The sequence below is a fragment of the Aeromonas sp. MTB genome, from assembly GCF_056632455.1.
Genome location: NZ_CP147026.1, coordinates 3,996,823 through 4,020,585, shown reverse-complemented (window position 1 = coordinate 4,020,585; position 23,763 = coordinate 3,996,823). Strand labels below are relative to the sequence as shown.

General features: G+C 61.5%; 22 protein-coding genes. 11 read left to right on the top strand and 11 right to left on the bottom strand.

Translation table 11 applies throughout. The features are described 5' to 3' along the window. Nucleotides 1-112: 112 nt before the first annotated feature. The 6 genes from WBR25_RS18380 (at nucleotide 113) to WBR25_RS18355 (ending at nucleotide 4,766) form a co-directional block, all read left to right on the top strand. Nucleotides 113-592 carry a L,D-transpeptidase family protein gene (locus tag WBR25_RS18380; RefSeq protein ID WP_047434434.1) on the top strand — a complete coding sequence of 160 codons (480 nt, stop codon included), beginning with the start codon at nucleotides 113-115 and terminating at the stop codon, nucleotides 590-592. A gap of 120 nt (nucleotides 593-712) precedes the next feature. Next, nucleotides 713-1,420: an AzlC family ABC transporter permease gene (locus tag WBR25_RS18375; RefSeq protein WP_236357659.1), complete on the top strand. Its 708-nt coding sequence runs from the start codon at nucleotides 713-715 to the stop codon at nucleotides 1,418-1,420. Nucleotide 1,421: 1 nt separating this feature from the next. After that, nucleotides 1,422-1,757 (top strand): AzlD domain-containing protein, encoded by a 336-nt coding sequence (locus WBR25_RS18370; RefSeq protein ID WP_005340292.1) that lies wholly within the window; start codon nucleotides 1,422-1,424, stop codon nucleotides 1,755-1,757. Between the two features lie 122 nt (nucleotides 1,758-1,879). Then, the gene (locus WBR25_RS18365; protein WP_479748860.1) at nucleotides 1,880-3,406 is read left to right on the top strand and encodes a YjjI family glycine radical enzyme; all 1,527 of its coding nucleotides are present in this window, start codon (nucleotides 1,880-1,882) and stop codon (nucleotides 3,404-3,406) included. Between the two features lie 10 nt (nucleotides 3,407-3,416). After that, nucleotides 3,417-4,304, top strand: coding sequence for a YjjW family glycine radical enzyme activase (locus WBR25_RS18360; RefSeq protein WP_479748858.1), 888 nt, complete (start codon nucleotides 3,417-3,419; stop codon nucleotides 4,302-4,304). A 138-nt stretch (nucleotides 4,305-4,442) separates the two neighbouring features. Then, a complete protein-coding gene (locus tag WBR25_RS18355; RefSeq protein WP_005340296.1) occupies nucleotides 4,443-4,766 on the top strand; it encodes a DUF1820 family protein in 324 nt (107 codons plus the stop codon). A gap of 63 nt (nucleotides 4,767-4,829) precedes the next feature. On the opposite strand, the gene WBR25_RS18350 is transcribed toward WBR25_RS18355, so the two are convergent. From WBR25_RS18350 to WBR25_RS18340, 3 genes are all read right to left on the bottom strand, one after another. Then, the gene (locus tag WBR25_RS18350) at nucleotides 4,830-5,762 is read right to left on the bottom strand and encodes a LysR family transcriptional regulator (RefSeq protein WP_421320972.1); all 933 of its coding nucleotides are present in this window, start codon (nucleotides 5,760-5,762) and stop codon (nucleotides 4,830-4,832) included. A 162-nt stretch (nucleotides 5,763-5,924) separates the two neighbouring features. After that, a complete protein-coding gene (locus WBR25_RS18345) occupies nucleotides 5,925-7,121 on the bottom strand; it encodes an amino acid aminotransferase (protein WP_252412568.1) in 1,197 nt (398 codons plus the stop codon). A gap of 127 nt (nucleotides 7,122-7,248) precedes the next feature. Further along, nucleotides 7,249-7,524, bottom strand: a complete 276-nt coding sequence (locus tag WBR25_RS18340) for a metal/formaldehyde-sensitive transcriptional repressor (protein WP_005340299.1) — start codon at nucleotides 7,522-7,524, stop codon at nucleotides 7,249-7,251. Nucleotides 7,525-7,595: 71 nt separating this feature from the next. On the opposite strand from WBR25_RS18340, the gene dmeF reads away from it, so the two are divergent. After that, nucleotides 7,596-8,567 (top strand): CDF family Co(II)/Ni(II) efflux transporter DmeF, encoded by a 972-nt coding sequence (gene dmeF / locus WBR25_RS18335; protein ID WP_323906451.1) that lies wholly within the window; start codon nucleotides 7,596-7,598, stop codon nucleotides 8,565-8,567. A gap of 46 nt (nucleotides 8,568-8,613) precedes the next feature. Here dmeF and WBR25_RS18330 read toward each other — a convergent pair whose 3' ends face one another. Then, nucleotides 8,614-9,027 carry a hypothetical protein gene (locus WBR25_RS18330; protein ID WP_479748855.1) on the bottom strand — a complete coding sequence of 138 codons (414 nt, stop codon included), beginning with the start codon at nucleotides 9,025-9,027 and terminating at the stop codon, nucleotides 8,614-8,616. A gap of 262 nt (nucleotides 9,028-9,289) precedes the next feature. On the opposite strand from WBR25_RS18330, the gene pulA reads away from it, so the two are divergent. Continuing rightward, nucleotides 9,290-13,354, top strand: a complete 4,065-nt coding sequence (pulA, locus tag WBR25_RS18325) for a pullulanase-type alpha-1,6-glucosidase (RefSeq protein WP_479748853.1) — start codon at nucleotides 9,290-9,292, stop codon at nucleotides 13,352-13,354. 201 nt (nucleotides 13,355-13,555) lie between these two features. Here the strand turns inward: pulA and WBR25_RS18320 are convergent, their stop codons facing one another. Beyond that, a complete protein-coding gene (locus tag WBR25_RS18320; RefSeq protein WP_479748851.1) occupies nucleotides 13,556-15,991 on the bottom strand; it encodes a zinc/cadmium/mercury/lead-transporting ATPase in 2,436 nt (811 codons plus the stop codon). A 184-nt stretch (nucleotides 15,992-16,175) separates the two neighbouring features. On the opposite strand from WBR25_RS18320, the gene tpx reads away from it, so the two are divergent. After that, nucleotides 16,176-16,676, top strand: a complete 501-nt coding sequence (gene tpx, locus WBR25_RS18315) for a thiol peroxidase (RefSeq protein WP_005341463.1) — start codon at nucleotides 16,176-16,178, stop codon at nucleotides 16,674-16,676. Nucleotides 16,677-16,734: 58 nt separating this feature from the next. Here tpx and WBR25_RS18310 read toward each other — a convergent pair whose 3' ends face one another. Beyond that, nucleotides 16,735-17,562, bottom strand: a complete 828-nt coding sequence (locus tag WBR25_RS18310) for an ABC transporter substrate-binding protein (RefSeq protein ID WP_429041824.1) — start codon at nucleotides 17,560-17,562, stop codon at nucleotides 16,735-16,737. Between the two features lie 144 nt (nucleotides 17,563-17,706). On the opposite strand from WBR25_RS18310, the gene WBR25_RS18305 reads away from it, so the two are divergent. Next, nucleotides 17,707-18,927 (top strand): DEAD/DEAH box helicase, encoded by a 1,221-nt coding sequence (locus WBR25_RS18305; protein WP_479748849.1) that lies wholly within the window; start codon nucleotides 17,707-17,709, stop codon nucleotides 18,925-18,927. A 2-nt stretch (nucleotides 18,928-18,929) separates the two neighbouring features. Here WBR25_RS18305 and WBR25_RS18300 read toward each other — a convergent pair whose 3' ends face one another. The 3 genes from WBR25_RS18300 to WBR25_RS18290 form a co-directional block, all read right to left on the bottom strand. Beyond that, the gene (locus WBR25_RS18300) at nucleotides 18,930-19,715 is read right to left on the bottom strand and encodes a hypothetical protein (protein WP_479748847.1); all 786 of its coding nucleotides are present in this window, start codon (nucleotides 19,713-19,715) and stop codon (nucleotides 18,930-18,932) included. Further along, on the bottom strand, nucleotides 19,712-21,028 hold the full coding sequence (locus WBR25_RS18295) for a sphingomyelin phosphodiesterase (protein ID WP_479748846.1): 1,317 nt from the start codon (nucleotides 21,026-21,028) through the stop codon (nucleotides 19,712-19,714). The genes WBR25_RS18300 and WBR25_RS18295 overlap by 4 nt, the downstream gene beginning before the upstream one ends. Nucleotides 21,029-21,224: 196 nt before the next feature. Beyond that, nucleotides 21,225-22,055: a CPBP family intramembrane glutamic endopeptidase gene (locus tag WBR25_RS18290; protein ID WP_429118771.1), complete on the bottom strand. Its 831-nt coding sequence runs from the start codon at nucleotides 22,053-22,055 to the stop codon at nucleotides 21,225-21,227. A 120-nt stretch (nucleotides 22,056-22,175) separates the two neighbouring features. Here WBR25_RS18290 and WBR25_RS18285 point away from each other — a divergent pair, with 120 nt between their 5' ends. After that, nucleotides 22,176-22,913, top strand: coding sequence for a substrate-binding periplasmic protein (locus WBR25_RS18285; protein ID WP_005348858.1), 738 nt, complete (start codon nucleotides 22,176-22,178; stop codon nucleotides 22,911-22,913). Nucleotides 22,914-22,979: 66 nt separating this feature from the next. Here WBR25_RS18285 and WBR25_RS18280 read toward each other — a convergent pair whose 3' ends face one another. After that, nucleotides 22,980-23,276, bottom strand: coding sequence for a hypothetical protein (locus WBR25_RS18280; protein WP_201994757.1), 297 nt, complete (start codon nucleotides 23,274-23,276; stop codon nucleotides 22,980-22,982). Nucleotides 23,277-23,342: 66 nt separating this feature from the next. After that, nucleotides 23,343-23,717, bottom strand: a complete 375-nt coding sequence (locus WBR25_RS18275; protein WP_026034971.1) for a YacL family protein — start codon at nucleotides 23,715-23,717, stop codon at nucleotides 23,343-23,345. Nucleotides 23,718-23,763: the final 46 nt, after the last annotated feature.

Below are 23,763 nucleotides of genomic sequence, written 5' to 3'. Positions count from 1 at the left end.
TTGAGTATTGATGGCGATCCAATATCATGGCGCTCGCTCGCCGCTCGGCGGGCATCGTTCAGATGATCTGGTAACAAGAAAAGCCCGCACCAGAGGCTTGTCGAGGGATGGAATGAGAGCCGTATTACTGTGTTTGTTGGGGCTTTGGCCCGCATTGAGTTTTGCCTTTACCGAAAAAGCCGATTTGGTGGTGGTCAAGAAGTCGACCTATAGCCTGACCCTGATGAAGGATGGCAAAGAACTGAAGCGCTACTGGATTGCTCTGGGCCCGGCGCCCAAGGGGCACAAGCAGCAGGAAGGGGATCAGCGTACGCCGGAAGGGCGCTACACCCTCGACTACAAGAAGACCAATTCCGGCTACTACAAAGCCATCCATATCAACTATCCGAACCTGGATGACATCAAGCGCGCCAATGAGCTGGGTGTTCGTCCGGGTGGCATGATCATGATCCACGGCCAGCGCAACAGTATTGGCAACCGCAGGGTTCAGCCTTCCAACTGGACCAATGGCTGCATCGCCATGCTCAATCACGAGCTGGATGAGGTGTGGGACGCCGTTGACCCGGGTACGCCCATCGTCATCGAGCCCTGATCCCCTTGTGCACGCCCGCGACTCCGCGGGCGTTTTATTTCCCGCCAGTGATGACGTGACAGCGCTTGCTGTCCCGTGCTAGTTTTTTCGGCTCGCTTTGACTGTGACAAGGAAGATCACATGATGTCAGTAACGAGCGTGCCCGAGCGAACGGGGATGCTCTGGTGGCGTGCCACACTGGATATGCTCCCGCTCTCCATTTCTGTGATCCCCTGGGGGATCCTGTGTGGCGCTTTGGCGTTGCAGGCAGGGCTGAGTCCGCTTCAGGCTCAGCTGATGTCGTTGCTGGTCTACGCCGGAGCCGCCCAGCTCTCGGCCACGACCCTGTTCGGGGCGGGCACGCCCCTGCTGCCCATCATGAGCTCCACCATGGTGATCACTTCCCAGCATCTGCTATACGGCTTCACCTTCCGCCGTGACGTATTGCCGCTCTCCCTGCGCTGGCGGGCCAGCCTTGCTTTTTTCCTGACTGATGAGATGTTCGCTGTGGCGCTGAAAGACCGGGAGCGCAGCGGCCACTTTGATCCGGCCTACGCGCTCATCGCGGGATTCGTCTTCTATCTGTTCTGGAATCTGGCGACCCTGCTCGGCATCGCGGCCGGCCAGTACATCGATGGACTGGACAGCATGGGGCTGGATTTTGCCATCGCGGCCACCTTCATCGCCATGACCATTCCCGCCATGAAAAACTTGCCCATGGTGGCGGCCACTATGGTGAGCGGCGGCACAGCGTTGCTTACCAAGCCGCTGCTGGCGGAGATCCACATCATCGTCTCGGCTCTGGCTGGCATGGTGGTGGGCTATGTGCTGCACCGGATGAGGAGGTAGCGTGAGCTGGCTGATGATTGGCCTGCTGGCCCTGATCACCTTTTTCAACCGCTTCGCCTTCTTTTCTCGGTTGACCCGATATCAGCCGGGTGCCGAGATGGGGGCGTTTCTCGGCTTCTCGGCTCAGTCGGTGCTGACTGCAATCTGGTTGCCCATCGTCTTTAGCTACGAGCCGGGGATAGGTCTTGACTGGGATCCTGACTACCTGACTGCCACCCTGTGGGTGATGCTCTTGACCCTGTTGCGGCTGCCGACTCTGGTTGTGGTGGTGGGTGGAATGGGGGGCTTCTTCCTGCTGCGCTGGCTGGGAGGCATAGCCGAGCTCTTGCCTTGGTGAAGCGCGAGCCGTGATCTTGTGTAATGGATGTCATTATTCGACATCCGTCATGTCATGAATGTCACTTCAAAAAAAGCCTGCAAATGGTGAGGATATGGGCTCTGTCCGTGAAGGAGTGTCCCATGTCTTTGATCGAAACCTGTCAGCGCATCGTGCGCGATCCCCATCTCTCCGCCGCCCAGAAGAGCCACGCGCTGGCGCTGGCCGCCGAGAATGCGTTGCCCTACCCCGACCTGCCTGCCGCAGTCGCCGAGGCGATGGAGCAGGGATTTATCTGCGACATGTTCGAAGGGCACGTCCCTTACAAGCCACGTTATGTACTGCCGGACTATGAAAAATTCCTGACTCAGGGCTCTGCCTGGCTGGAGTTGGCGGCGCCGCAGGATTTCGACGAGGCGCTCAACGCCCTGCGCATCCTGTATCACCATGTCCCCTCCGTCACCGGCATGCCGGTCTGGCTGGGTCGGCTCGACCATCTGCTGCTGCCGTTTGTCGGCGAACTGGATGACGAGACCCTCTATCGCAAGCTGAAGGGGTTCTGGGTCTATCTGGACAGGGTGCTGCCGGACGCCTTCATGCACGTCAACATCGGGCCGGATGATAACCGCATCTGCCGCCTGATCCTGCGCATCGACAACGAGCTCAAGCAGGTGGCGCCGAACCTCACCTTCTTCCACGATCCGGAGCAGACCCCGGACGATCTGCTGCTGCAGGCGGTGAAGAATATCGCCGAGTGCAGCAAGCCGCACATCGCCAACTACCCTATCCATCGCGATACCTTTGACCAGCGTGGTTTTGGCATCGTCAGCTGCTACAACGCCCTGCCGCAGGCCGGTGGCGCCAATACCCTGGTGCGCATCTCCCTCAAGCGGGTCGCCGAGCAGTGCCAGGGGATCGATGACTTCCTCGGCTGCCTGCTGCCCCATTACTGCCGCTTGGCCTCCCAGTTGATCGAAGCGCGGGCCGCTTTCTTGCATCAGGAGTCCGGCTTCTTCAACAGCTTCCTGGTGAAAGAGGGGCTGCTGGATGAGGATCGCTTCGTCCCCATGTTCGGCATCTACGGCATGGCGGAAGCGGTCAATATCCTGATGGATAAAGAGAATCTGCCGGATCGCTACGGCCATGGCGAGGAGGCGAACCAGCTTGGCTATCGCATCTCGGCCCAGCTTTCCGCCTATGTGACCACGACCCCGCAGACCCATGCCTGGGGTGGTCGCGCTTTATTGCATTCGCAAGGTGGCCTCAGCATCGATGTGGCTGTTACCCCCGGGGTGCGCATTCCCTACGGGCATGAGCCGGATCCCGCCAGCCATGTGCTGGCGCTGGCACCGCACCACACTTATTACCATTCGGGGATCAGCGAGATCCTGACGCTGGATCCCACCATCCGCCAGAACCCGCAGGCGCTGTTGCAGCTCTGCAAAGGGGCGCTCGCCATCGGTATGCGCGAGTTCACCGCCAACGTGGCCGACAGCGATCTGGTGCGGGTGACCGGCTACATGATCCGCAAGAGCGACGTGGCCCGCTTCGCAGAAGAAGGCTCGCGGCTGCAGACCACCTGTCTTGGTGCCGAGGCGAGTGAAGTGACCGCCATTCGTCAGCGGGCTCCGCGAGTGGTCGCCCACGAATCGACCATCGGCGAGTATTGAGTTCGCACCGATGGCTGATGTCTTGCCAACACGCAGCGCCCTGGTAAGCAGGGTGCTGCCGTTCTCCTGTGTCGACGGGCCGGGCAACCGGCTGGTGCTGTTTCTGCAGGGCTGCAACTTTCGCTGCCCCGGCTGCCACAACCCGCACACCATAGGGCTGTGCGACGATTGTGGCGACTGCCTCGGGGTCTGTCCGAGCGGCGCCCTCACCTTGAGCGAAGGCAAGGTACAATGGCAGACGGCGCTCTGCACCGATTGCGACGCCTGTCTGGATGTCTGCCCGCGCGGTGCCAATCCCAAGACCGCTACCATGACGGTGGCCGACGTGCTGGCCCTGCTGCGCCGCTACGGCCCACTGCTGAGCGGCATTACCGTCTCTGGCGGCGAGGCGACCACCCAGCTCCCCTTTGTGGTTGCGCTGTTTGCTGCCATCAAGGCCGCACCGGATCTGGCCCATCTCACTTGCCTGCTCGACAGCAACGGTTCGCTGGCCGAAACCGGTTGGCAGCGGCTGCTGCCGGTGCTCGACGGCGCCATGCTCGATCTCAAGGGGTGGCGCGACTCGGTGCATCACACCCTGACCGGCTATGGCCGCGAGCGGGTGCTGGGGTCGCTGCAACTGCTGGCACGCCACGGCAAGCTGACCGAACTGCGGCTGCTCCATGTGCCGGGCAAGAGCGATTTTCTGGATGCAAGTGGTGAGCTTGACGCGGATCTCGCCGCCTTCTTGCAGCAGCTTGGGCCTGTGCCCATTCGCCTCAACGGCTTTCGCCACCACGGGGTGCGGGGGGCGGCGGCGCAATGGCCAGAGGCTCACCAAACCGAGCTGGAACAGCTGGCCAGCCGTTTGCGTGCAGTGGGATTGGGGCCTGTCTCACTGCCTGCCTTGATGGGCTGAGAGGCTGCGTCATCCGGTGACCGTCATGGCGTGAGGTGCGGCATGGAAAGGCCGCAACTGTGATTTCTGTCTATTGGAGGGGGCGAGAACGGCGGCTAGAATAATGGCCATCTTCTTACCCCTCAATGACAGATAATCATGAGTGAAAGCAAGGCGTTATATCGGGTTCAGTTTATTTGCCACAGCGAGCGCTACGAAGTCTATGTGCGCGAAGTCAATCAGGGCCAGCTGTTCGGTTTTATCGAGATTGCCGATTTTGTCTGGGATAACCATACGGCGCTTATCGTCGATCCCAGTCACGAGAAGCTCAAGAGCGAATTTGCCGATGTGCGCCAGACTCTTATCCCCATGCATCAGGTGCTGCGCATCGATCAGGTGAAAAAGCAGGGGGCTGCCCGCATCACGGATCTGGGCAGCAACGTCGCCTCCTTCCCCAGCCCCATCTATACCAAACGTCCCTAGTCCCTACTTGCCGTTGATGTTTCGCCGCGGTGAAACATCAACCTCTTCTCGCTGTCGCCCGGTTCACGGCTCAATCAATTCGCGACCCAGTTGCAGGATCCGCTGGCGGAACCAGTGACGGGCCGAGCCATCACCGGCCGGGCCATACCAGACCAGACTGTGACTCACCTTGCCGTAATCGAACGGTGCCGGACGCATCACCAGATCCGGCTGACTGGCCATGCAGGCCGCCCAGCCACCGATGGCGGTGAGGATCAGATCAGTCTGGGGCAGCAGGGCCGCCGCGCTGGCAAAATCGGGCAGGGTGGCGCCAATCTGGCGACGCACCTGCTGCTGGGCCAGGCTCTGTTCGAAGAAGGGGTTGGCCAGCTCCTGATCCCGGATGGCGATATGGCGCCAGCTCAGGTAGGCATCGAGATCCCAGGGCTTGGCCAGCGCGGGGTGGTCTTTGCGCAGCAGGCAGACCAGTTTCTCTTCCCGCAGGGTCTCCCACACCAGCCCGGGCTGGCGCGGCAACGGCTGGCTCTGGTCATGGGGCAGGATCACGAAGTCGAGTTTGCCCGCTGCCAGCGCCTCCAGTCCCTGCTCATCCTTGTTCCAGATCTCCGGCGCCATGCCCGGCACCTCTTTCATCAGCTGACCCAGAATGGGGCCCACCGGCCAGGTCATCACGCTCTCGCGCAATCCCAGCCGCAAGCTGCCCTGCCACTGCTGCGGGTTGAAGGCGTTCTGGCGAGTGAGGCCGTTCAGCTCCCCCAACAGCCGGTGCAGGGTGGGCGCCAGTCGCTCGGCCATGGGGGTGAGTAGTAGCTGGTTGCCCTGGCGGTAGAGCAGTTGATCCCCTAGCAGATCCCGCAGTTGGTTGAGGGTCTTGCTGACGGTGGAAGGGGTGGTGCAGAGCCGCTCGGCGGTGCGGGTGACGCTCTGGTTGTCGAGCAGCAGGTGCAGGGTGACCAGATGGCGACCTCCCAGCCGAGAGAGAGCGATCAGATCCATAGTGGCTCCTGAAATTGATGAAGATAAACAGGCTTGGAATCAGGGAGATTCAGCGTGACCTGCTGGCATTCTCTCACAGCAGGGGGAGGGTGAGCAGACTCCTCAAGAGGTGACTGCGAACGCAACAGACAAAAAGCCCCGCCAAAGCGGGGCTGATGCGGATTAGCCCTTGAGCACCGCCGCCATGGCGTCAGCCACATAGTCGACGTTGCGGCTGTTGAGGCCAGCTACGCACATGCGACCGGAGCGCACCAGATAGACGGCGAACTCTTCGCGCAGGCGATCTACCTGCTCCGGCGTGAAGCCGGTGTAGCTGAACATGCCGCGCTGGTTGATGAAGTAGCTGAAATCGCGGCCCGGCACCTTGGCGCTCAGCACCTCGAACAGCTTCTGGCGCATCGCCTTGATGCGGGTGCGCATCTCGGTCACTTCATCGACCCACAGGGCGTGCAGTTCGGGCTGGCTCATCACTGCCGCAGTGATCTGGCCACCGTGAGTAGGAGGGCTGGAGTAGTTGCGGCGCACGGTGGCCTTCATCTGGCCCAGTACGCGGCTCGCCTCTTCGGCATCCTTGCAGATGACCGACAGGCCGCCGCAGCGCTCGCCGTAGAAGGAGAGGTTCTTGGAAAACGAGTTGCTGACGAAGAAGCTGACGCCTGCAGCCACCATGGCGCGAATGGCGTAGGCATCCTCTTCCAGCCCGTCGCCGAAGCCCTGATAGGCGATATCCATAAAGGGGATCAGGTTCTTCTCGACCACCAGTGCGATCACCCGATCCCACTGGGCACGGGAGAGATCCACCCCGGTCGGGTTGTGGCAGCAGGGGTGCAGCAGCACGATGCTCTTGGCCGGCAGGCTGCTCAGGCAGTCGATCATGGCATCGAACTGCACGCCGCCAGTGGCCGCATCGTAGTAGGGGTAGTCATGCACCTTGATGCCGGCTCCCTCGAACATCGCCTTGTGGTTGTCCCAGGTGGGATTGCTGACCCACACCTCGGAGGTCGGGAAGTAGCGCTTGAGCAGATCGGCGCCAATCTTCAGCGCGCCTGAGCCACCGATGGTCTGGATGGTGGCGATACGTCCCGCCTTGACCGCTTCATGGTCGGCACCGAACAGCAGGTGCTGCACTGCAGTGCGGTAGTTGGCGGCGCCTTCCATCGGCTGGTAGGGGCGCGGGGCCGGGGCGGCGGCGCGCTGGGCTTCGGCCTGCTGCACCGACGGCAACAGCGGAATGCGGCCCTGCTCATCGTAATAGAGGCCGATCCCCAGGTTCACCTTCTGCTCGCGGGTGTCTTTGTGGAAGGTCTCGACTAGCGTCAGGATGGGGTCGCCAGCATAGGCATCGACGTGTTCAAACATGGGGGATCCTTGAAATTGACTGTCCAGTAAAACCGGCGGTCAGCCGGGCTGGACATCATGGCGCAAAGCTGGCGGTGGCTCAAGCCTGACGCTGGTCGAGCCTGAAGGGATGGCGCCGCGATCCTGCTTACTTCAAATAGGATCGCAGGACGCTGACCACCTGATCCAGATCCTCCAGCCGCTCGGCCGGGGTGGCATCGGGGGCGCCGAGATGCTCGCGCATGTGTCCCTCCAGTACCTCCAGCATCAAGCCGTTGACGGCGCCGCGGATGGCGGCGATCTGCTGCAAAATGGCGGTGCAGTCGCTCTCCTGCTCCAGCGCGCTCTCCAGCGCACCGGCCTGTCCCTTGATGCGGCGCACCCGTGCCAGCAGCTTCTTTTTGTCGTGAATGGTGTGGGACATGGCGGATCCTCTCGATCAATAAAACTATACTGGGGTATAGTATATTGCATCATCGCTCTCAGGAGAAATCCATGTCATCCCTCGCTCAATCCCACTGCCATCAACCCGTCATCCACGAGGGCAATCCGCTGGCCGAACAGAAGACCCGCTGGGCCGTATTGCTGACCGTCATCATGATGGTGGCGGAGATTGGCGGCGGCTGGTTCTACAACTCCATGGCGCTGTTGGCCGATGGCTGGCACATGAGCTCCCACGCGCTGGCCCTCGGTCTCTCGGTGCTGGCCTACCGCGCCGCCCGCCACTTCGCCCGCGACCACAGATTCAGCTTCGGCACCTGGAAGATCGAGGTGCTGGGTGGCTTCACCAGCTCCCTGTTGCTGGTGGGAGTAGCCGGGTTGATGCTGTTCGAGTCGGTGTTCCGGCTGCTCGATCCCAGTCCGATCCACTATCAACAGGCGATCGCTATCGCGCTGGTGGGGCTGCTGGTGAACCTCGCCTGTGCCTGGCTGCTCAAGGATGATCACGGCCACCATCACCACGGCCATAGGCATGACCACCATCATGAGCATCACAGCCACGATCATCATCATGACCATGACGATCAACACGGTCATCAGGATCTCAACCTGCGCGCCGCCTATATCCACGTGCTGGCGGATGCGGCCACTTCCGTGCTTGCGATTCTGGCGCTGGTGGGGGGCATGCTGTGGGGCGCTGACTGGCTGGATCCGCTGATGGGCATAGTGGGTGCCGGGCTGGTCGCGGTGTGGGCCTGGGGCCTGTTGCGCGACTCCGGTCGGGTGCTGCTGGATGCTGAGATGGATACCCCGCTGGTAGCAGAGATTCGCGAGGTCATCGCCGAACTGCCGGGCACTGATATTCGCGATCTGCATGTCTGGCGGGTAGGGCAGCAGCAGTATGCCTGCGTGCTCTCTTTGCTGATGGTCAATCCGCTACCGGCGCAGCAGATCCGCGAACGGCTGGCGATCCATGAAGAGCTGGTGCATGTGACCATCGAGATCGCCAGCGAACAGGATAAATAACGGGGGCCGTTGGCCCCCTTGGTTTCAGTGCCTTGGTTCCCTGACGTCAGTGCGGCTGCCCGGTGATCTCATCCTGGGGCTTGTGTTGCCACACAGCGCCGAGCAGCAGCTTGAGCAGCAGTCCGGGCGGGTTGTCCAGCAGATTGCCGGACTCCAGCAGCAGCTGACCATCGGCGCGAAACCCGAGGCTTGCATCTATGGTGCCATCCTCCGAGACTACCTGGATCAGGCCATTGAGGGCGGAACGCTCACCGGGCTGACAGCGCAGCCGCAGTTCGCGGGGTGCCCCCAGCAGGGTGAAGGCGCGGCTCAGCGGGGGCGAGTCTTCATAATCGGGCCAGTTGAAGAAGTGATACTGCTCGGCCAGGGTGCCAGCCTGCTGGCAAAACTGGTCGAACAGCTGCCCGATCGCCTGATACTCCTGATCGAGTCGTCTTGCCTGCTCTTCAATCCGTTTCATTGTTTACTCCTTGTCTATCCACTTGATCAGACATTGCTTTTCTGACCCCGTGACTGCCGTTTTCCAGATATGAGGCCAAATGGCTACGAGGTCTGTGAGCCGGATCGAAGTTTCAGTCTGAAAACGTTATCTTGTTGAAACTGGATGGGTTTTTTGCCCTTCCGCTCACATTTGAATCGATTGCCGCTGATTAATATGGCACCGCCTGGCAATGACCGGGTGCTCGACTATCGAGACTAACTACAGCGGGAATTATAAAAATATGGATATGAAAAAGACCAAAGTGGCGCTGGTAACAGCCTCACTGCTCGCGCTTTTGTCTGGCTGTAATGACAACAGCTCTGATGCCTCCGGTGTGAACCCCGTCCCCCCTACACCGCCTACACCTGAAGTCACCGATGGGCCTGTCGCTCGTCTGCCCAAGATGGATCCCCCGAAAGAGTTGCTGGTTGCCGGCGATAATCAGGTGGTCATTGCGCTGGTGGATACCCAGTCGGCAGCCAAGGGGGCCAAGGCACCGTTTGACAGCCACAGCCTGCACCTTTGGAACAACGATGCCTGTAACGCTACCGCTGATAGCGGCCTGAATACCGGGTGGGATGACAAGAGCAAGACACCGGCCACCGCCGACAGCTTTGGTCCGGCCTGGGTCGTTCCGCTCAAAAATGTGGAAGGGTGCATCAACTTTATCGCCCGCAACGGCGATCTGGCCAACCTGACCGGCAGCGATATGAAGGTGATCTTCAGTGAGCACCCGGATCGCACCGTGGCCATCGTCGCGGGCAAGAAAGATCTGTTTGGCAGCCGTGCCGAAGCCTTTACCGCCGCCTTTGGCGTGGCGGGGGCCAGCGCTCATCTTATCGATGGCAATACCCTGATTTGGCAAGGGGGCAAGGACAAGCCCCACGTTCGCCTCTATTACACCGACTCGGGCACTATCAAGGCCAATACCGATGGGGTGTTCGATTTCCCCTATATCAGCCTGACCGCGACCAGCCTCACTGCCGAGCAGCAGGCCAAATATCCGCATCTCAAGGATGCCGCCGCTTTTGCCCTGCCAACCGGTAAAGATCTCAAGCCCCTGCTCAAGGGGGAACTGGTGGCTATCGGCACCGATGCCGACGGTATCCTGCAAGGAGCCACCTTGGTGCAGAGCGCCGGTGCCCTCGATGCGCTCTATGCTCCCGAGGCGACCAAGCTGAGCTATGGCGCCGTGGTGGAAGGCAACCGGGTGACCTTCCGCCTCTGGGCGCCGACCGCCAAGTCGGTCAAGCTGGCCCTCTACAACGCCAGCCACCAGAAGAGTGGTGAGGTGGCCATGACTTTCGACAGCGCCAGCGGCAGCTGGAGTTACGAAGGGGGCAGCGAGCTGATCGGCCAGTTCTACCGCTACGACATGGAGGTCTACCATCCGCTGAGCCGCAAGGTTGAGCACTACGAGGTGACCGATCCCTACTCCCTGAGTCTGGCGATGAACTCCGAGTTCAGTCAGGTAGTGGATCTCGACGATCCGGCCCTGAAACCGGAAGGATGGGACAGCCTCAAGGCGCCACATAGCCAGCAGAGCCCCGCCGACATCACCATCTATGAGGCCCATATTCGCGACCTGACCGGTAACGATGCCTCCACCGATGAAGAGAAGCGCGGCAAGTTTGTCGGTCTGACCCAGCCCGACTCTGTACCGGTCAACCATCTGAAAGCGCTTGCCAAAAGCGGCGTCAGCCACCTGCACCTGCTGCCGGTGTTCGATATCGCTACCGTCAACGAGGATCCGGCCAAGGTAGCCAATCTCGGCGATGACTTCAGCAAGCTCTGTCAGGTCAATCCGGATGTGAAAACATCCAGATTTGGTGGCTATTGCGGTGGCGGTCAGACCGTGGGAGATGTGCTGGCCGACCTGCAAGGGGGCGACAGCAAGGATAATCCGCAGGTGCAGGAGCTCTCCGGCTATCTGCGCGGCGTCGACTCCTTCAACTGGGGTTATGATCCCTACCACTACACCACGCCGGAAGGCTCCTACGCCACCAACGCCGAGGGCACCAAACGTATTCTGGAGTTCCGCGAGATGGTCAAGGCCATCAAGCAGAACATCGGCATGAACGTGGTGATGGATGTGGTCTACAACCATACCAACGAATCCGGGCTCGGCCCCAAGTCGGTGCTCGACAAGATAGTGCCCTGGTACTATCAGCGCCTCAATCCGGAGACCGGCTCGGTGGAGAACTCCACCTGCTGTTCCAACACGGCGCCGGAACACGCCATGTTCGCCAAGCTGATGGATGACTCTCTGGTCACCTGGGCGCGCGACTACAAGATCGACGCCTTCCGCTTCGACCTGATGGGCCACCATCCGAAAGATCAGATGGTGCAGGCGCTGGCCGCGGTGAAGAAGGTCAATCCCGAGATGTACTTCTACGGCGAGGGGTGGAACTTCGGCGAAGTGCAGGATGACAAGCGTTTCGTGCAGGCGACCCAGAAGCATCTGGGCGGTACCGGTATCGGCTCCTTCTCTGACCGCTTGCGCGATGCAGTGCGCGGCGGCAGTCCGTTCGACGGTGGCGATACCATTCGCAAGACCCAGGGCTTTGGCAACGGTGCCTTCGTCGATCCTAACGAAATGAGCAAGGTGGATCTGGCGACGGCCTTGCATCAGTCCGATCTGGTGCGGCTCGGCATGGCGGGCAACCTCAAGGAGTTCGTGCTGACCGACAAGGATGGCATGCCGAAGAAAGGCGCCGAGATCGACTACAACGGTCAGCCTGCCGGTTATGCCCAGGATCCGGTGGAAGTGCAGAACTATGTCGACAAGCACGACAACCAGACCCTGTTCGACAACCTGATCTACAAGGCGCCTGCCGGAGCCGATCTGGTGCGGATGCAGGGGGTCTCGCTGGCGACAGCCATGCTGGGTCAGGGCATTCCCTTCACCCACGCCGGTGTCGAGCTGCTGCGTTCCAAATCCATGGAGCGGGACAGCTATGACTCGGGCGACTGGTACAACAAGGTCGACTACACCCTGGGCGACAACAACTTCGACAAGGGGTTGCCGCGCAAGGACAAGGATGGCGACAACTATCCGCTGATTGAGCAGGTGCTCGGCAAGCATGCCAAGCCGGGCTCGGCCGAGATGGCGCAGATGGTGAGCTTCTATCAGGAGCTGGCGGAGCTGCGCAACTCTTCCCGTCTGTTGCGTCTGGGCAGTGGCGCCGAGGTGATCAAGCGGGTTGATTTTCGCAATACCGGCCCGGATCAGGTGCCCGGCCTTATCGTCATGACGGTGGATGATGGCGTCAGTGCCGGGACGGATCTGGATCCGGCCATCGACGGTCTGGTGGTGATGATCAACGCCAGCAACCAGAGCCAGAGCATCGGCGACTTCCGTGACGGCAACGATCAGCCGATCGATCTGAGCGGTATGGTGCTAAGCAGCAAGCATCGCGCAGTCGACAGCATCGCTAGCGGCGCCGCCTATGATAACGGCCAGCTGACGCTGGGGGCCTGGTCTGCCGCCGTGTTCGTCAAGCCGCAGTCTGGTGCACAGGGCGCGGGCCTGCCGGTCAGCAAGAAGACCGACCTGAGCACCCTGCCACCGTTTGGCAACACCGATGTTTATCTGAAGGGGTTCCTCGATGAGTGGGGCAACACCAACCAGATGACCTTCAGCGGCAACTTCATGTACGAGTTCACTACCGAGGTGAGCACCGACAAGCTGGGTACCACCAACGTCAAGATCGCTGACGCCAGCTGGGGGCCGGTCAACTACGGCAGCTGCAACGCTGGTGACAAGCTGGTGGTCGGCACTCCGCTGACCCTTTGCAAGGGGGGAGAAACCGGCAATATCGGTGTCGATCTGGCCAAGGCAGGCAGCTACAAGTTTGTCTTTACCGCCATGAACAAGGACAAACCGACCCTGAGCGTCAGCTTCACCGAGCCGGTGCAGAGCTGCAAGGTGCTGGAGACTGTGGCGGGCAATCCGCTCGGCTACAACCTGTTCGTCAAGGGTGAGCTTTCAGGCTGGAATGCCCAGCCCCAGTACCAGCTGAGCTATAAGGGGATGGACGGCGATCTCGCCATCTATCAGGCGGCGTTCAACTACGCCGGCAGCACCGAGTTCAAGGTGGCCAACGAGGACTGGAGCAAGGAGTACCTGCTCAACGGTGGCGGTGCGGTGAACGCTGAAACCGGCTATTCGTTCGCCTTCTCCAAGGGGGGCAGTGCCAATAACAGCATCACCCTGCCGCAGGGGCTGTGGAGTGTGCTGGTGAAGGTTGACCCGGCTGGCGTCAAGGCGGGCACAGCCGTCATTCAGGAGTGCAGCGTCAAGTAAGCAAGCCATTGAGTCCGGGGGATGGCTCGGCACCCCCGGGTTGAATTCCACCTTGCCAAGGGTGGGATAACTCCGAGAGAGTAAGCAAAGCGCGACTGCCGACCGGCAGGCGCGCTTTTTCTTTTACGGGGTGCCGTGAGAGGAAAAAGAAAAGCCGTCCCGGTTGGGGGACGGCTTTTGGCTGGGATACCATTGGCTGGCTTAACGCTTGCGCAGCAGCCGCAAGGCGTTGGCGGTTACCAGCGCGGTGGCGCCGGTATCGGCCAGCACCGCAATCCACAGTCCGGTGATGCCGAGCAGGCTGGTGACCAGGAAGATGGCCTTCAGTCCCAGTGCCAGCGCGATATTCTGGTGAATATTGGCCAGTGCCGCCCGCGACAGCCGGATCATCGCGGCGATGCCACCGAGCTGGTTGTGGGTCAGCGCCGCATCGGCGGTCTCCAGCGCCACATCGGTGCCGCCCCCCATGGCGATGCCGATACTGGCCCGCTTCATGGCGGGGGCATCGTTGATGCCATCACCGATCATGGCAACCTTCCGGGTGCTGGCCAGCTTGGCGATCTCTTCTACCTTGTTCTCCGGCAGCAGACCGGCGCGCCAGCCCATGCCCAGCTCGGTGGCGATCGCCTCGGCAGCGTTGGGGTTATCCCCGGTCAGCATGATGCTGTTGAGCCCGAGCCGGTTGAGCTCTTGCAGCGCGGTGGCGGCTTCTGGCCGGATCTGATCCCGCAGCGCCAGCAGGGCGACCGGCAGCGCTTGGTCGCCGCTGCTCTGGCAGAGCACCACAACGGTCTTGCCCTGCCGCTCCAGCGACTCAATCCGGGTCTGCTGCTCCGCATTCAGGGTCGCCACCCGGCTCGGTGCCAGCAGTTGCCACAGTTCACCGTTGATGCGTCCCTCAACGCCCATGCCCGGCAGGGCGCGCAGGTCGCGGGCCTCCGCCAGCGTCAGCCCCTGTTCGGTCGCGTTGGCGACCACGGCGCGGGCCAGCGGGTGGTGAGAGCCCTGCTCGATGGCAGCCGCCAGCGCCAGCAACTCGGTCTCCGGCTGGCCATTGAGGCTCACCAGTTCGGTCAGCTGCGGCTTGCCCAGCGTCAGGGTGCCGGTCTTGTCAAAGGCGACGGTATCGATATGGGCCAGTCGCTCCAGTGCGGCCCCCCCTTTGATCAGCGCTCCCTGACGGGTGGCGGCGGCCAGCGCCGAGGTGACCGCTGCCGGGGTGGAGATGACCAGCGCGCAAGGGCAGCCAATGAGCAGCAGCGCCAGCCCGCGATAGATCCACTCGTCCCAGCTCTGGCCAAAGGCGAGCGGTGGAACAATGACGACCAGCAGGGCGATCAGCATCATGGCCGGGGTGTACCAGCGGCTGAAGCGGTCGATAAAGCGCTCGATGGGGGCGCGCTGGCTCTCTGCTTCCTCGATAAGGTGCAGGATGCGGTCGATGGCGTTGTTGCCGGGCTCGGAGACGACTTCAAGGCGCAGCACTCGATCGGCAGCCAGACTGCCGGCCGGCACCTTGTCACCCTGACGGCGTTCCACCGGAATGGATTCACCGGTCAGGGCGCTTTCGTCAAACGCACCGAGCTCATCGAGTAGACGGGCATCGGCAGGTAGGCGGGCACCCGGGGCGATTTCGATGATATCGCCGGGACGCAGCTCATCGGCGCCGACCTCTTCGCGCACCTCGCCCTCGGCAGTGGTACGGATGCGCAGCGCCTTGTCGGGTACCAGCGCCATCAGGGCGGTCACCCCGGCCCGGGCGCGCCCGGCGGCGTAGGCCTCCAGATGTTCCCCCAGCATAAAGAGCAGCAGCACCATGGCCGCTTCGGCGGTTTCGCCGAGGAACAGGGCGCCTAGGGCGGCCACCGTCATCAGGGTCTCAATGGCGAAGGGGGAGCCGCTTTTGGTCAGCGCCCACGCCTTGCGGGAGATGGGCCACAGACCCCAGAGGGTCGCCAGGGTAAAGAGTGGCTGACCGAGCTCTTTCGGCAGCAGGGCGGCGACCAACATCAGGCCGGCCAGTGACAGGGGCTGCCAATATTTGCCCAAAAAGTTACCGAATAGATTGCCTTGCAGGGGCTGTTGTGAAGCTTGCTTGCGGCCAGCTGCCTGCTTTTCAGCGCTTTCCCCTTTGAGCTGGAAACCGGCGGCCAGCACGGCGGCGGTGACGGGATCGGGGGAGAGGCCGGGGGCCAGATCCACTACCAGCTTCTCGGTGGCAAACAACACGCGCGCCTGTTGCACGCCGCTCACCCGGCTGACGGCGGTCTCGATCTTGCGGGCGCAGCTGGGGCAATCCATTCCCATCACCTGCCAGCTGTGGCGACTGTTACCTTGCGCAGGCGCAACCAGAGGGTCGGCAGGTGGCATATCGTGCTCATGCTCGTGAGCTGGCGATAAGGGGGCGCTGCAGCACACTTGAGCGTGACAGCCTCCTCGGGGAGGCTCTTCATCCCCGGGGGATTCATTGCCGTCACGGGATGCGTGCTCATGAGGCGTCTGGGTTGAACAGCAACTGACGGGCGTGGTGTTGTCGCAGCAGTGGCTATCGTGGTGATGCTCACTCTGGCCGGGGGCCGCCTTGCTGACGGCCTTGATGGGGGCGGCGTGCTGATGATTGCAGCAGGATTTGCTCATGATGAGTCCCTCTTGATGGATCCCGCCCCTGCGAGATCCCTGATTACTGAGAAGGAGTCTAAACCTTGGTGTTAAGTCCAAGGTCAACCCCTTTATATCCCTTGTCTTCGCGGGTGTTTGTCTGGTCCCGCCGCCCCTATACTGATCACCCGGATTTTTACTACACCAATAAAGGACATAACACATGAGCAACTCAGTCACTCTGCAAGGCAACCCGGTTTCCGTCGCTGGTCACTTCCCGGTCGCCGGTGAGCAAGCCAAGCCCTTCTCCCTGGTGGCCAAGGATCTCTCCGATGTGACCCTGGCAAGCTTTGCCGGTCAGCGCAAAATCCTGAACATCTTCCCGAGCGTCGATACCCCGACCTGCGCGACCTCTGTGCGCAAGTTCAACGAGCAGGCCAGCGCGCTGGAGAACACTGTCGTGCTGTGCATCTCCGCCGATCTGCCGTTCGCCCAGTCCCGCTTCTGCGGCGCCGAAGGTCTGGACAAGGTAGTGACCCTCTCCACCCTGCGCGGTGCAGCCTTCATGGAAGATTACGGCGTTGCCTTCTCTTCCGGCCCGCTGGTCGGTCTGACCGCTCGCGCCATCGTGGTGCTGGATGGTGACAACAAGGTGCTGCACAGCGAGCTGGTCGCCGAAGTGGCCGACGAGCCGAACTACGCTGCGGCGCTGGCCGTGCTGTAAGGCTGCAAGCCATAAAAAATCCCGCTTCGGCGGGATTTTTTATGCGGGAATTGTCCGTTCAGGGCGTAGCTGGCGGGGTGGTCGCCGGTTCAGCCTTGGCGGTTGGGGAGGGTTGCCACTCCACATAGGGGCGGTGGATCTTCTCGTAGATCTCGGCCAGTTTGCCGGTGGCAGCCAGCTGATCGATGGCTTGCCGGAGAAATTCGTCCATCTCATCACCTGCTGCCCCTTTCTGGATGATGAAGACATCCTCGAAATCTCCGAAAAATTCTCGCCTGATATTGGTCAGCCCCAGCTGCTTGAGCATCAGGTCGGCCTCCTCTTGCGCCCAGACAAAGGCGTCGATACGGCCGCGTGAGAGCTTGCGCAGTGACTGCTCGATACTCATCGAGCGCTGCACCGGGAAGGGCATATAGTCGGGTACGGCCTCGATCAGCAGATCCCGTTTGGTGGGCACTATGCCATAGGCCATATCCGTGGTGACTGGATAACTGGTATTGCTGTAAATCACATGGGCAACCTTGCCAAAACTGCGAGTACTGAAACGATAAGCCAGCATATCGATATCCTTGAGGTTGCGGATGGCGGGCAGCCCCAGGTCAGCCTTGCCGGAGATCACCCCAGCCATGGCACGGGCGATGGGGTAGATGGTGATCTTGATGGTCACATCGGGGTAGAGATCATCGATGGCGTGTACCAGATCGACAAAGGGGCCTGTCTTGTCGGCATTGATCAGCCCAGGCAGCTCGCCAAGGTGAGCATTCAGGATGCGCACCGGTTCCGGCGGCTCGGGGGCAGCATCGTTCCCCGGCGTCTGCGACAGGCCGAGGGTGGCGCTGCCGAGCAGGGTGACCACGAGCAGCAGAAGGGGGATGTGTCTGGTCATGGCGTGTCTCTCTTGGTGATGGGTCAGCTAAAGTGTAGTCAGCCCGTCGCCAGCGCCCCTCGGTCAGGCCATCATGGATAGGGTTTTACTTCTCGGCCCCCGCTCACTAGACTTCGCCTCCCACTTCTTTGTTGACGTAGCGCCATGACCTTTAGCGAACTTGCCCTTCATCCTGCTCTGCTTGCCTCTTTGCCCGCCACCTTGCAGACGCCGACCCGCATCCAGCAGCTGGCGATTCCGGCGGCGCTGGCGGGGCAGGATCTGCTGGCGCTGGCCCAGACCGGCAGCGGCAAGACGCTGGCGTTTGGCTTGCCGCTGCTGCAACGGCTGGATCCTTCCTCCAGTCAGGTGCTGGGTCTGGTGCTGGTGCCAACCCGCGAGCTGGCGACTCAGGTCACTGCCGCGCTTAAAGAGGGGGCCGAGGCGCTGGGGCTGCGTATCGTGACGCTGTGTGGGGGCGTTGCGCAGGAGCGGCAACAGGCCGAACTGGCGCAGGGGCCACAGCTGCTGGTGGCCACGCCGGGGCGGTTGCGGGATCTGCTGACCCAGCAACTGTTGGGGCTGGATGGTTTGCAACTGCTGGTGCTGGATGAAGCGGATCGCTTGCTGGAGATGGGCTTTGCTCCCGACATCAAGGCGCTGCTCGGCTTTATTCCGGCGGATCGCCAGACCCTGCTCTTCTCCGCCACCTTGCCTGCCGAGCTGGAGGCGCTAGCCAACGGCCTGCTGCGCGAGCCTACCCGTATCGAGGCCAACCCCCTCAACAGCGTGGTGCACGAGATCGAAGAGCGGCTCTATCTGGTCAACAAGAGCAGCAAGGTCCCGGCGCTCATCAGCTTGCTCAAGGAGCAGGCGTGGCCGCAGGTGCTGGTCTTTATCAGTGCGCGGGATGATGCCGACGGGGTTGCCAGAAAGCTGGCCAAGGCGGGCATTGCGGTGGCCGCCCTTCATGGCGAGAAGGAGCAGGCGGTGCGCGAGCAGGCGCTCGGCGATTTCAAAGAGGGCAAAATTCGGGTGCTGGTGGCCACCGACCTGATGGCGCGCGGCATCCATGTGGAGGCGCTGCCGGTGGTGATCAATCTGGACTTGCCCGCCAGCGCCCCTGTTTACGTACACCGCATCGGTCGTACCGCCCGGGCTGGCCGCGAGGGGTTGGCCATTTCGCTGGTCTGCCATGGCGAGAGTGACATGCTGCAAGCTATCCGCACCCTGACAGGCCGCGAGCTGCCGTTGGGCGATCTGGTGGGATTCCCGGTTACCGACCAGCCTGCCAGCGGGGAGGGCAAGCGCCCCCCGCGTGACAAGCAGGCCAATCGCCGTACTCAGGCCAAACGCAGCGTCAAGCAGTTCAAGGGCAAGCGCTGACCTCAGGGTTTGCCTTGCTCCCGCGCGAAGAAGTCACGACGCCACTGGCTCAACACCTCCTCCTTGTGTTGTTGCCACAGCGCAGGATCCATCTGCGGTTGGCTGGTCGCCAGTTGCTGCTCCAGCTCGGCCAGCTCTCGCTGGTAGCGGCTGCGTTGATCGAGCTGCTGCTGGCGCGCCCCGGCAAACGCCAGCGTGGCTTCAGCCTGCTCTGCGGGCAGGAAGTGGCGGGCCAGGGTGGCCAGATCCTCATCTCCCCAAAGCTGACGAGCTTGCTGCAGGCGGGCATCCGGGTTGAACAGCTCCACCGCCAAATCCGGATGATCCGCTGCCCACCGGTCCTGCAAGCGGCTGAGGGCGTCCAGCCGCTCGGCCAGCGGCAACTGCTCGTTTTCTTGCGCCAACTGATCCAGCGCCAGGGCATAGCGCCCCTGTAACCGGATCAGACTCTCCCCCTCGTTCAGCCACTCGGCCTCTGTTGCTTCCAGATTGCTCACACGCTGCGCCAGCGGCAACTCGCTGTCGCTGATCTCGCTGGCAAGCTGGTTGATCAGTTCATCCGGCATCGCCTGCCAGCTGCTGGGCACTTCTTTGCTTTTGCCATCCATCCCCTCAGCGTTTGACATGCGGGGAGGCGGGCTCCCCGGTTCTGCTGGCAACTGCACATCGGCCGGAGAAGGCGTCGCCGACCGTTCTGGCGATATCGGGGACTGCTCTTCCTGCCAGCCCAGATTCACCAGCAAAAGGGTCAGGATCGCCAGCGCCAGTATCCCGTAACGGCGAGTCATCGGCTGATCTCTCCCTTGACCGGGAAGTGGTCTGAGAGGTTGCTGGCGGGCCAGAGGCTGCCATCGCTGCTGCGCGGGATCCAGACCGTGTTGAGGTTGTGGCTGGCGCTGCCGTACTCCCGGCTCACCACCAGATAGTCCAGATACTCGACGTTGGCGCCACCGGAGAGCGGGCCACCGGCATAGGGGTTGATCCTGGGATCGAAGGTGGCTTCGGTATAGCCGCCATAGGCAGGTTCATGGGCGTTCAGATTGGCCAGCATGTTGGCGTAGTCATCGGCAAATTTGCGTTTGTTGACGTTGAAGTCGCCGCCATAGATGACGGTGTCCGTGGCCGGGATCTTGAGGCTGGCTGCCAGAGAGCGGATCTGACCGAACTGGATCTGGCGCAGCTTGCGCGCCTCGTCGGTGTCAAAGCTGGCGGTGTGGGTGGCGAACAGGTGCCACGCCTTGCCCCCCTTGATCACCTCGGCGTACATCACCCCCTTGTCGGCGAAGCAGTCGGTACCGGTGCATTGGGGATAGACCAGCTGGGCCTCTCGCACTATGGGATAGCGGCTGACGATCACCACGCCGCCGTCGTGGACGTTGATCCCGGGCTTGTCGAGCACCTTGGTCTGGTAGGGGTACTCTTTCGCCAGCGCCTGCAAAAAGCCCTCGCGGCGGCCATCGAATACTTCTTGCAGCAGTAGGGCGTCATAGCCCTTGAGATAATCAGGCAGCAAGGTCAACCGCTCACCGATGCTGGAGGCGATCACCGGCAGTGCCCAGACGTTGTAGCTGGCCACCTTGAGCCTGTTTTCTGCCGGTTCCGGTTGCTCCCGTTTTTGGGGAGGCGTGATCATATAGTGCAAATCGTCGTAACGGCCGGTGAACTTGGCGGCAAAGGCCAGATCTTGTGGCCCCGCAACACGGTGGATCGCCCGATCGTTTTGCCAGCCGGATGCGCTGGTTGGCGTCTCGCCACCGTGCTGCAAGGTGGTGTTCCACCAGGTTCCCTCCATCAGCTGGTTGAGCCGATAGACGTCGCCACCCGCTGTGGTCACGCGGGTTTCGAACAGATAGCTCTTGCCCGCCTTGACCCCCTCATAGCGATTGAAGCTGAGTACCATGGCGCTCTCCCACGGGCCCAGCTCGGTGCGGTGCTGGCTCCACTGACTGCCGGGTTGCAGCTGGCCGCTGCCGCTTTGGCGGATGTCGATCTGGAGCGGTTCAGGACTGTTGTTGGTGAGGTAGACATCGGTATCGGCCAGTGCCAGTTGCGGGAACTGGCTGACCAGCAGCAGGGCGGCATAACTGAGGGTTTTCTGCATCACAGGATCCTTTTGGTTGCAGGGCAATGGAAAGTGACTTTTATGGCGAATGCAGAGGTCAGTTTGTTTACATTTTGGTTACAAGTAAATGAATTGGTTTTGTTTGGAGCTTTGTGGAGATGTAAAGCGAGCGAGGCAGCACGCTTAAAGAGAGAGGGGGGCGAGGGAAGGCGCCCGTGTCAGGCGCCTTCAGAAGTTAGCGGTGGGCCAGCGGGTAGGTGAAGAGCGCCAGATGGGCGAAGTTGAAGGCGAAGTGTACTGCGATGGCTACGCTGAGACGGCCGCTGAGCTGGAATGCCAGGCCATAGCAGCAGCCTGCCAGGGTCGCAAACAGCGCCAGCAGCGGGCCACCGGGCAGGTGGATGGCTCCGAACAGTAGCGCGGCCACGACGATGCCAATCCAGGGGCGGTAACGCTCGGTCAGCTCCTGCTGGATCGCGCCGCGAAACAGCGCCTCTTCCGCCACGCAGGTGAACAGCAGGTTGTTGAGTGCAAACAGCCACCACCAGTGGGGCAGACCCACTTCCGGTTTCAGTGCCCCCAACTGCCAGGCGATGACCAGCAGGGCACCTAGCGGCAGCAGCAACAGGGCCAAAAGGCGCCAGCGGATTGCGCCCCCCTTGCCCAGCAGCATCGGGCAGGCCAGCAGCAAGCCAAAGAGCAGCAGCGGCTTGTCGAGGTTCAGATACATGTTGAACGGCACGCTGGCGGGGCCTGCCAGCGCCTGATCCAGCACCTTGAGATTGTTGAAGCCGGGGATCAGGTGCAGGGTCAGCGCAATCGCCCAGAGGATCAGCACCACTCTGGCCGCCATCGCCCAGCGGGCGGGGAGGGTTGGCGCACGCCACGCCAGCAGTAATCCTGCGAACGAGACCAGCAGGGCGGGTAGCGTCATTCGGTCAAGCCACAGGGCCAGCAGCAGGGAGAGTCCCAGCAGGGCAAAGGCGGGAAGACGCTGGCGGAAGAGGGCAAGCAGCACGGCCAGTGCCAGCGCGCCCCAGATAAATGAGTCGGGGAGGGGTAACATTGGATCTCCTTGAACGAGGCAGGCGGCAACCTTAACAAGAGGGCGTCAGCAGGACAACCGCGCAGGAGGTGGTCGGATCCCTTCTCTATACTCATCAACAGGGTAAAGGGAGAGCAGCTGATGAAGCACTGTCTGTGGTTGTTGTGTTGTTGGTGTGTCTGGCTGCAGGCCGCACCCTTGCTGCTGGTGACCGGTGAGTTCACCCCCTATACCGGCAAGGCACTACCTGAAGGTGGCGAGAGCACCCGGCTGGTGACGACCCTGCTGCAAGAGGCCGGGTATCGAGAGCTCCAGGTCGACTACCTGCCCTGGCCCCGCGGCTATCAGTTGACCCGCAATGGATTGGTTGCGGCCACCTTCCCCTACGCCTGGACTGCCGAGCGGGCCAAGCTCTTCCACTACAGTGCTCCCATTCATATTGATCGCCTCTCCTGGTTCACCTATCGGGGGAGCGAGGCCATTCAGGCTGGCCGCTGGCAAGGGTTGCGTGTCTGTATTCCGCTGGGGTGGAGTACCAGCCATGCCGACGGGGTGATCAAGCGTTTCGGGCTGGATCTGCAGCGCCCCAAGACCCTGGCACAGTGCCTGCAATTGCTGGATCGCAAACGGATCGATCTGCTGCCGATGAACGAGACGGTGACCCGGGATGCCAGCCGTCAGTTGTTTGGCGACCCCTGCCATCTGCAGGCATTGCCCCACTTTCGTCAGAGCGACACTTTTTATCTGATCATTTCACGGCAGTACCCGGAGGCCGCCAGCCTGCTTGAGCGCTTCAATCATGCCTTGGCTGCCGCCCGTGCCGATGGTCGCTATGACCAACTGGTCTCCCGAGCCGGAAAGGGGATCGATTGCCGTTGAGAGTGCCTGGGCGGAAAAAAAAAGCCGGAGCAGTGGCTCCGGCTTTCTTTATGCCTTCAGGGGCGATTAGCGGCCTGATTCTGCGATCACGCGGGCGATGATATCGGCGCGCTTGCTGGCTTCCAGTTCGCCCAGGGCGATCAGGCCTGCCTTGAAGATGACGTTCTTCGGCAGGCTGACGTCGTCCAGTGTGGCGATCGCTTCAACGTGCATGCCGTTCAGGCGGCTGGCATCGCGCGGGCTCAGGTTGACCTGAGTGTTCATCACCTGCTTGCCTTTCTTCTTGGCAGGTGCAGCCGCTTTCTTGGTGGATTCCTGTTCTTCTTCTTCCGGCAGTTCGTCATCAAAATCGTAAATAGACATAGTCAATCCTGTTGAGTTAGGCAAAAGGGCACGTTTGCCCGACATAGTAATCCGACATTCGGTCAATCAGCCCATATCCTCGTTACGGATAAAGGCGCGCCAGGAGGTGAGCACCTGGGCAAAATCTTCCAGCCCGCACATGGCCAGCTGTTCATCATCGTAGTAGGCGAGATCGTCAAGATCCTCACCCAGCTCGATATTGAGGGCGTTGGCTTTCACCTCCGCCTCTTCATGGGTCAGCAGCAGGGAGTAGTCACCGCCGTTGAGCCGGTATTCGACTCGGGTGCGGTTGGAGAGCTGGTCAATGATGGAGAAGAGCTCGTCGAGCTTCTCCTCATCCTTGCCAACCTCGTCGATCAGCCACTGACCGATGGCTTCATGGCCCATGGAGAACCGGGCGCGATAGCCACCAAACGGGTCGCGGCGAAATTCATAATCCATAGCACAGTCCAGATCGGAGGGATGGGCCATCACGGGCAGGCGGGTG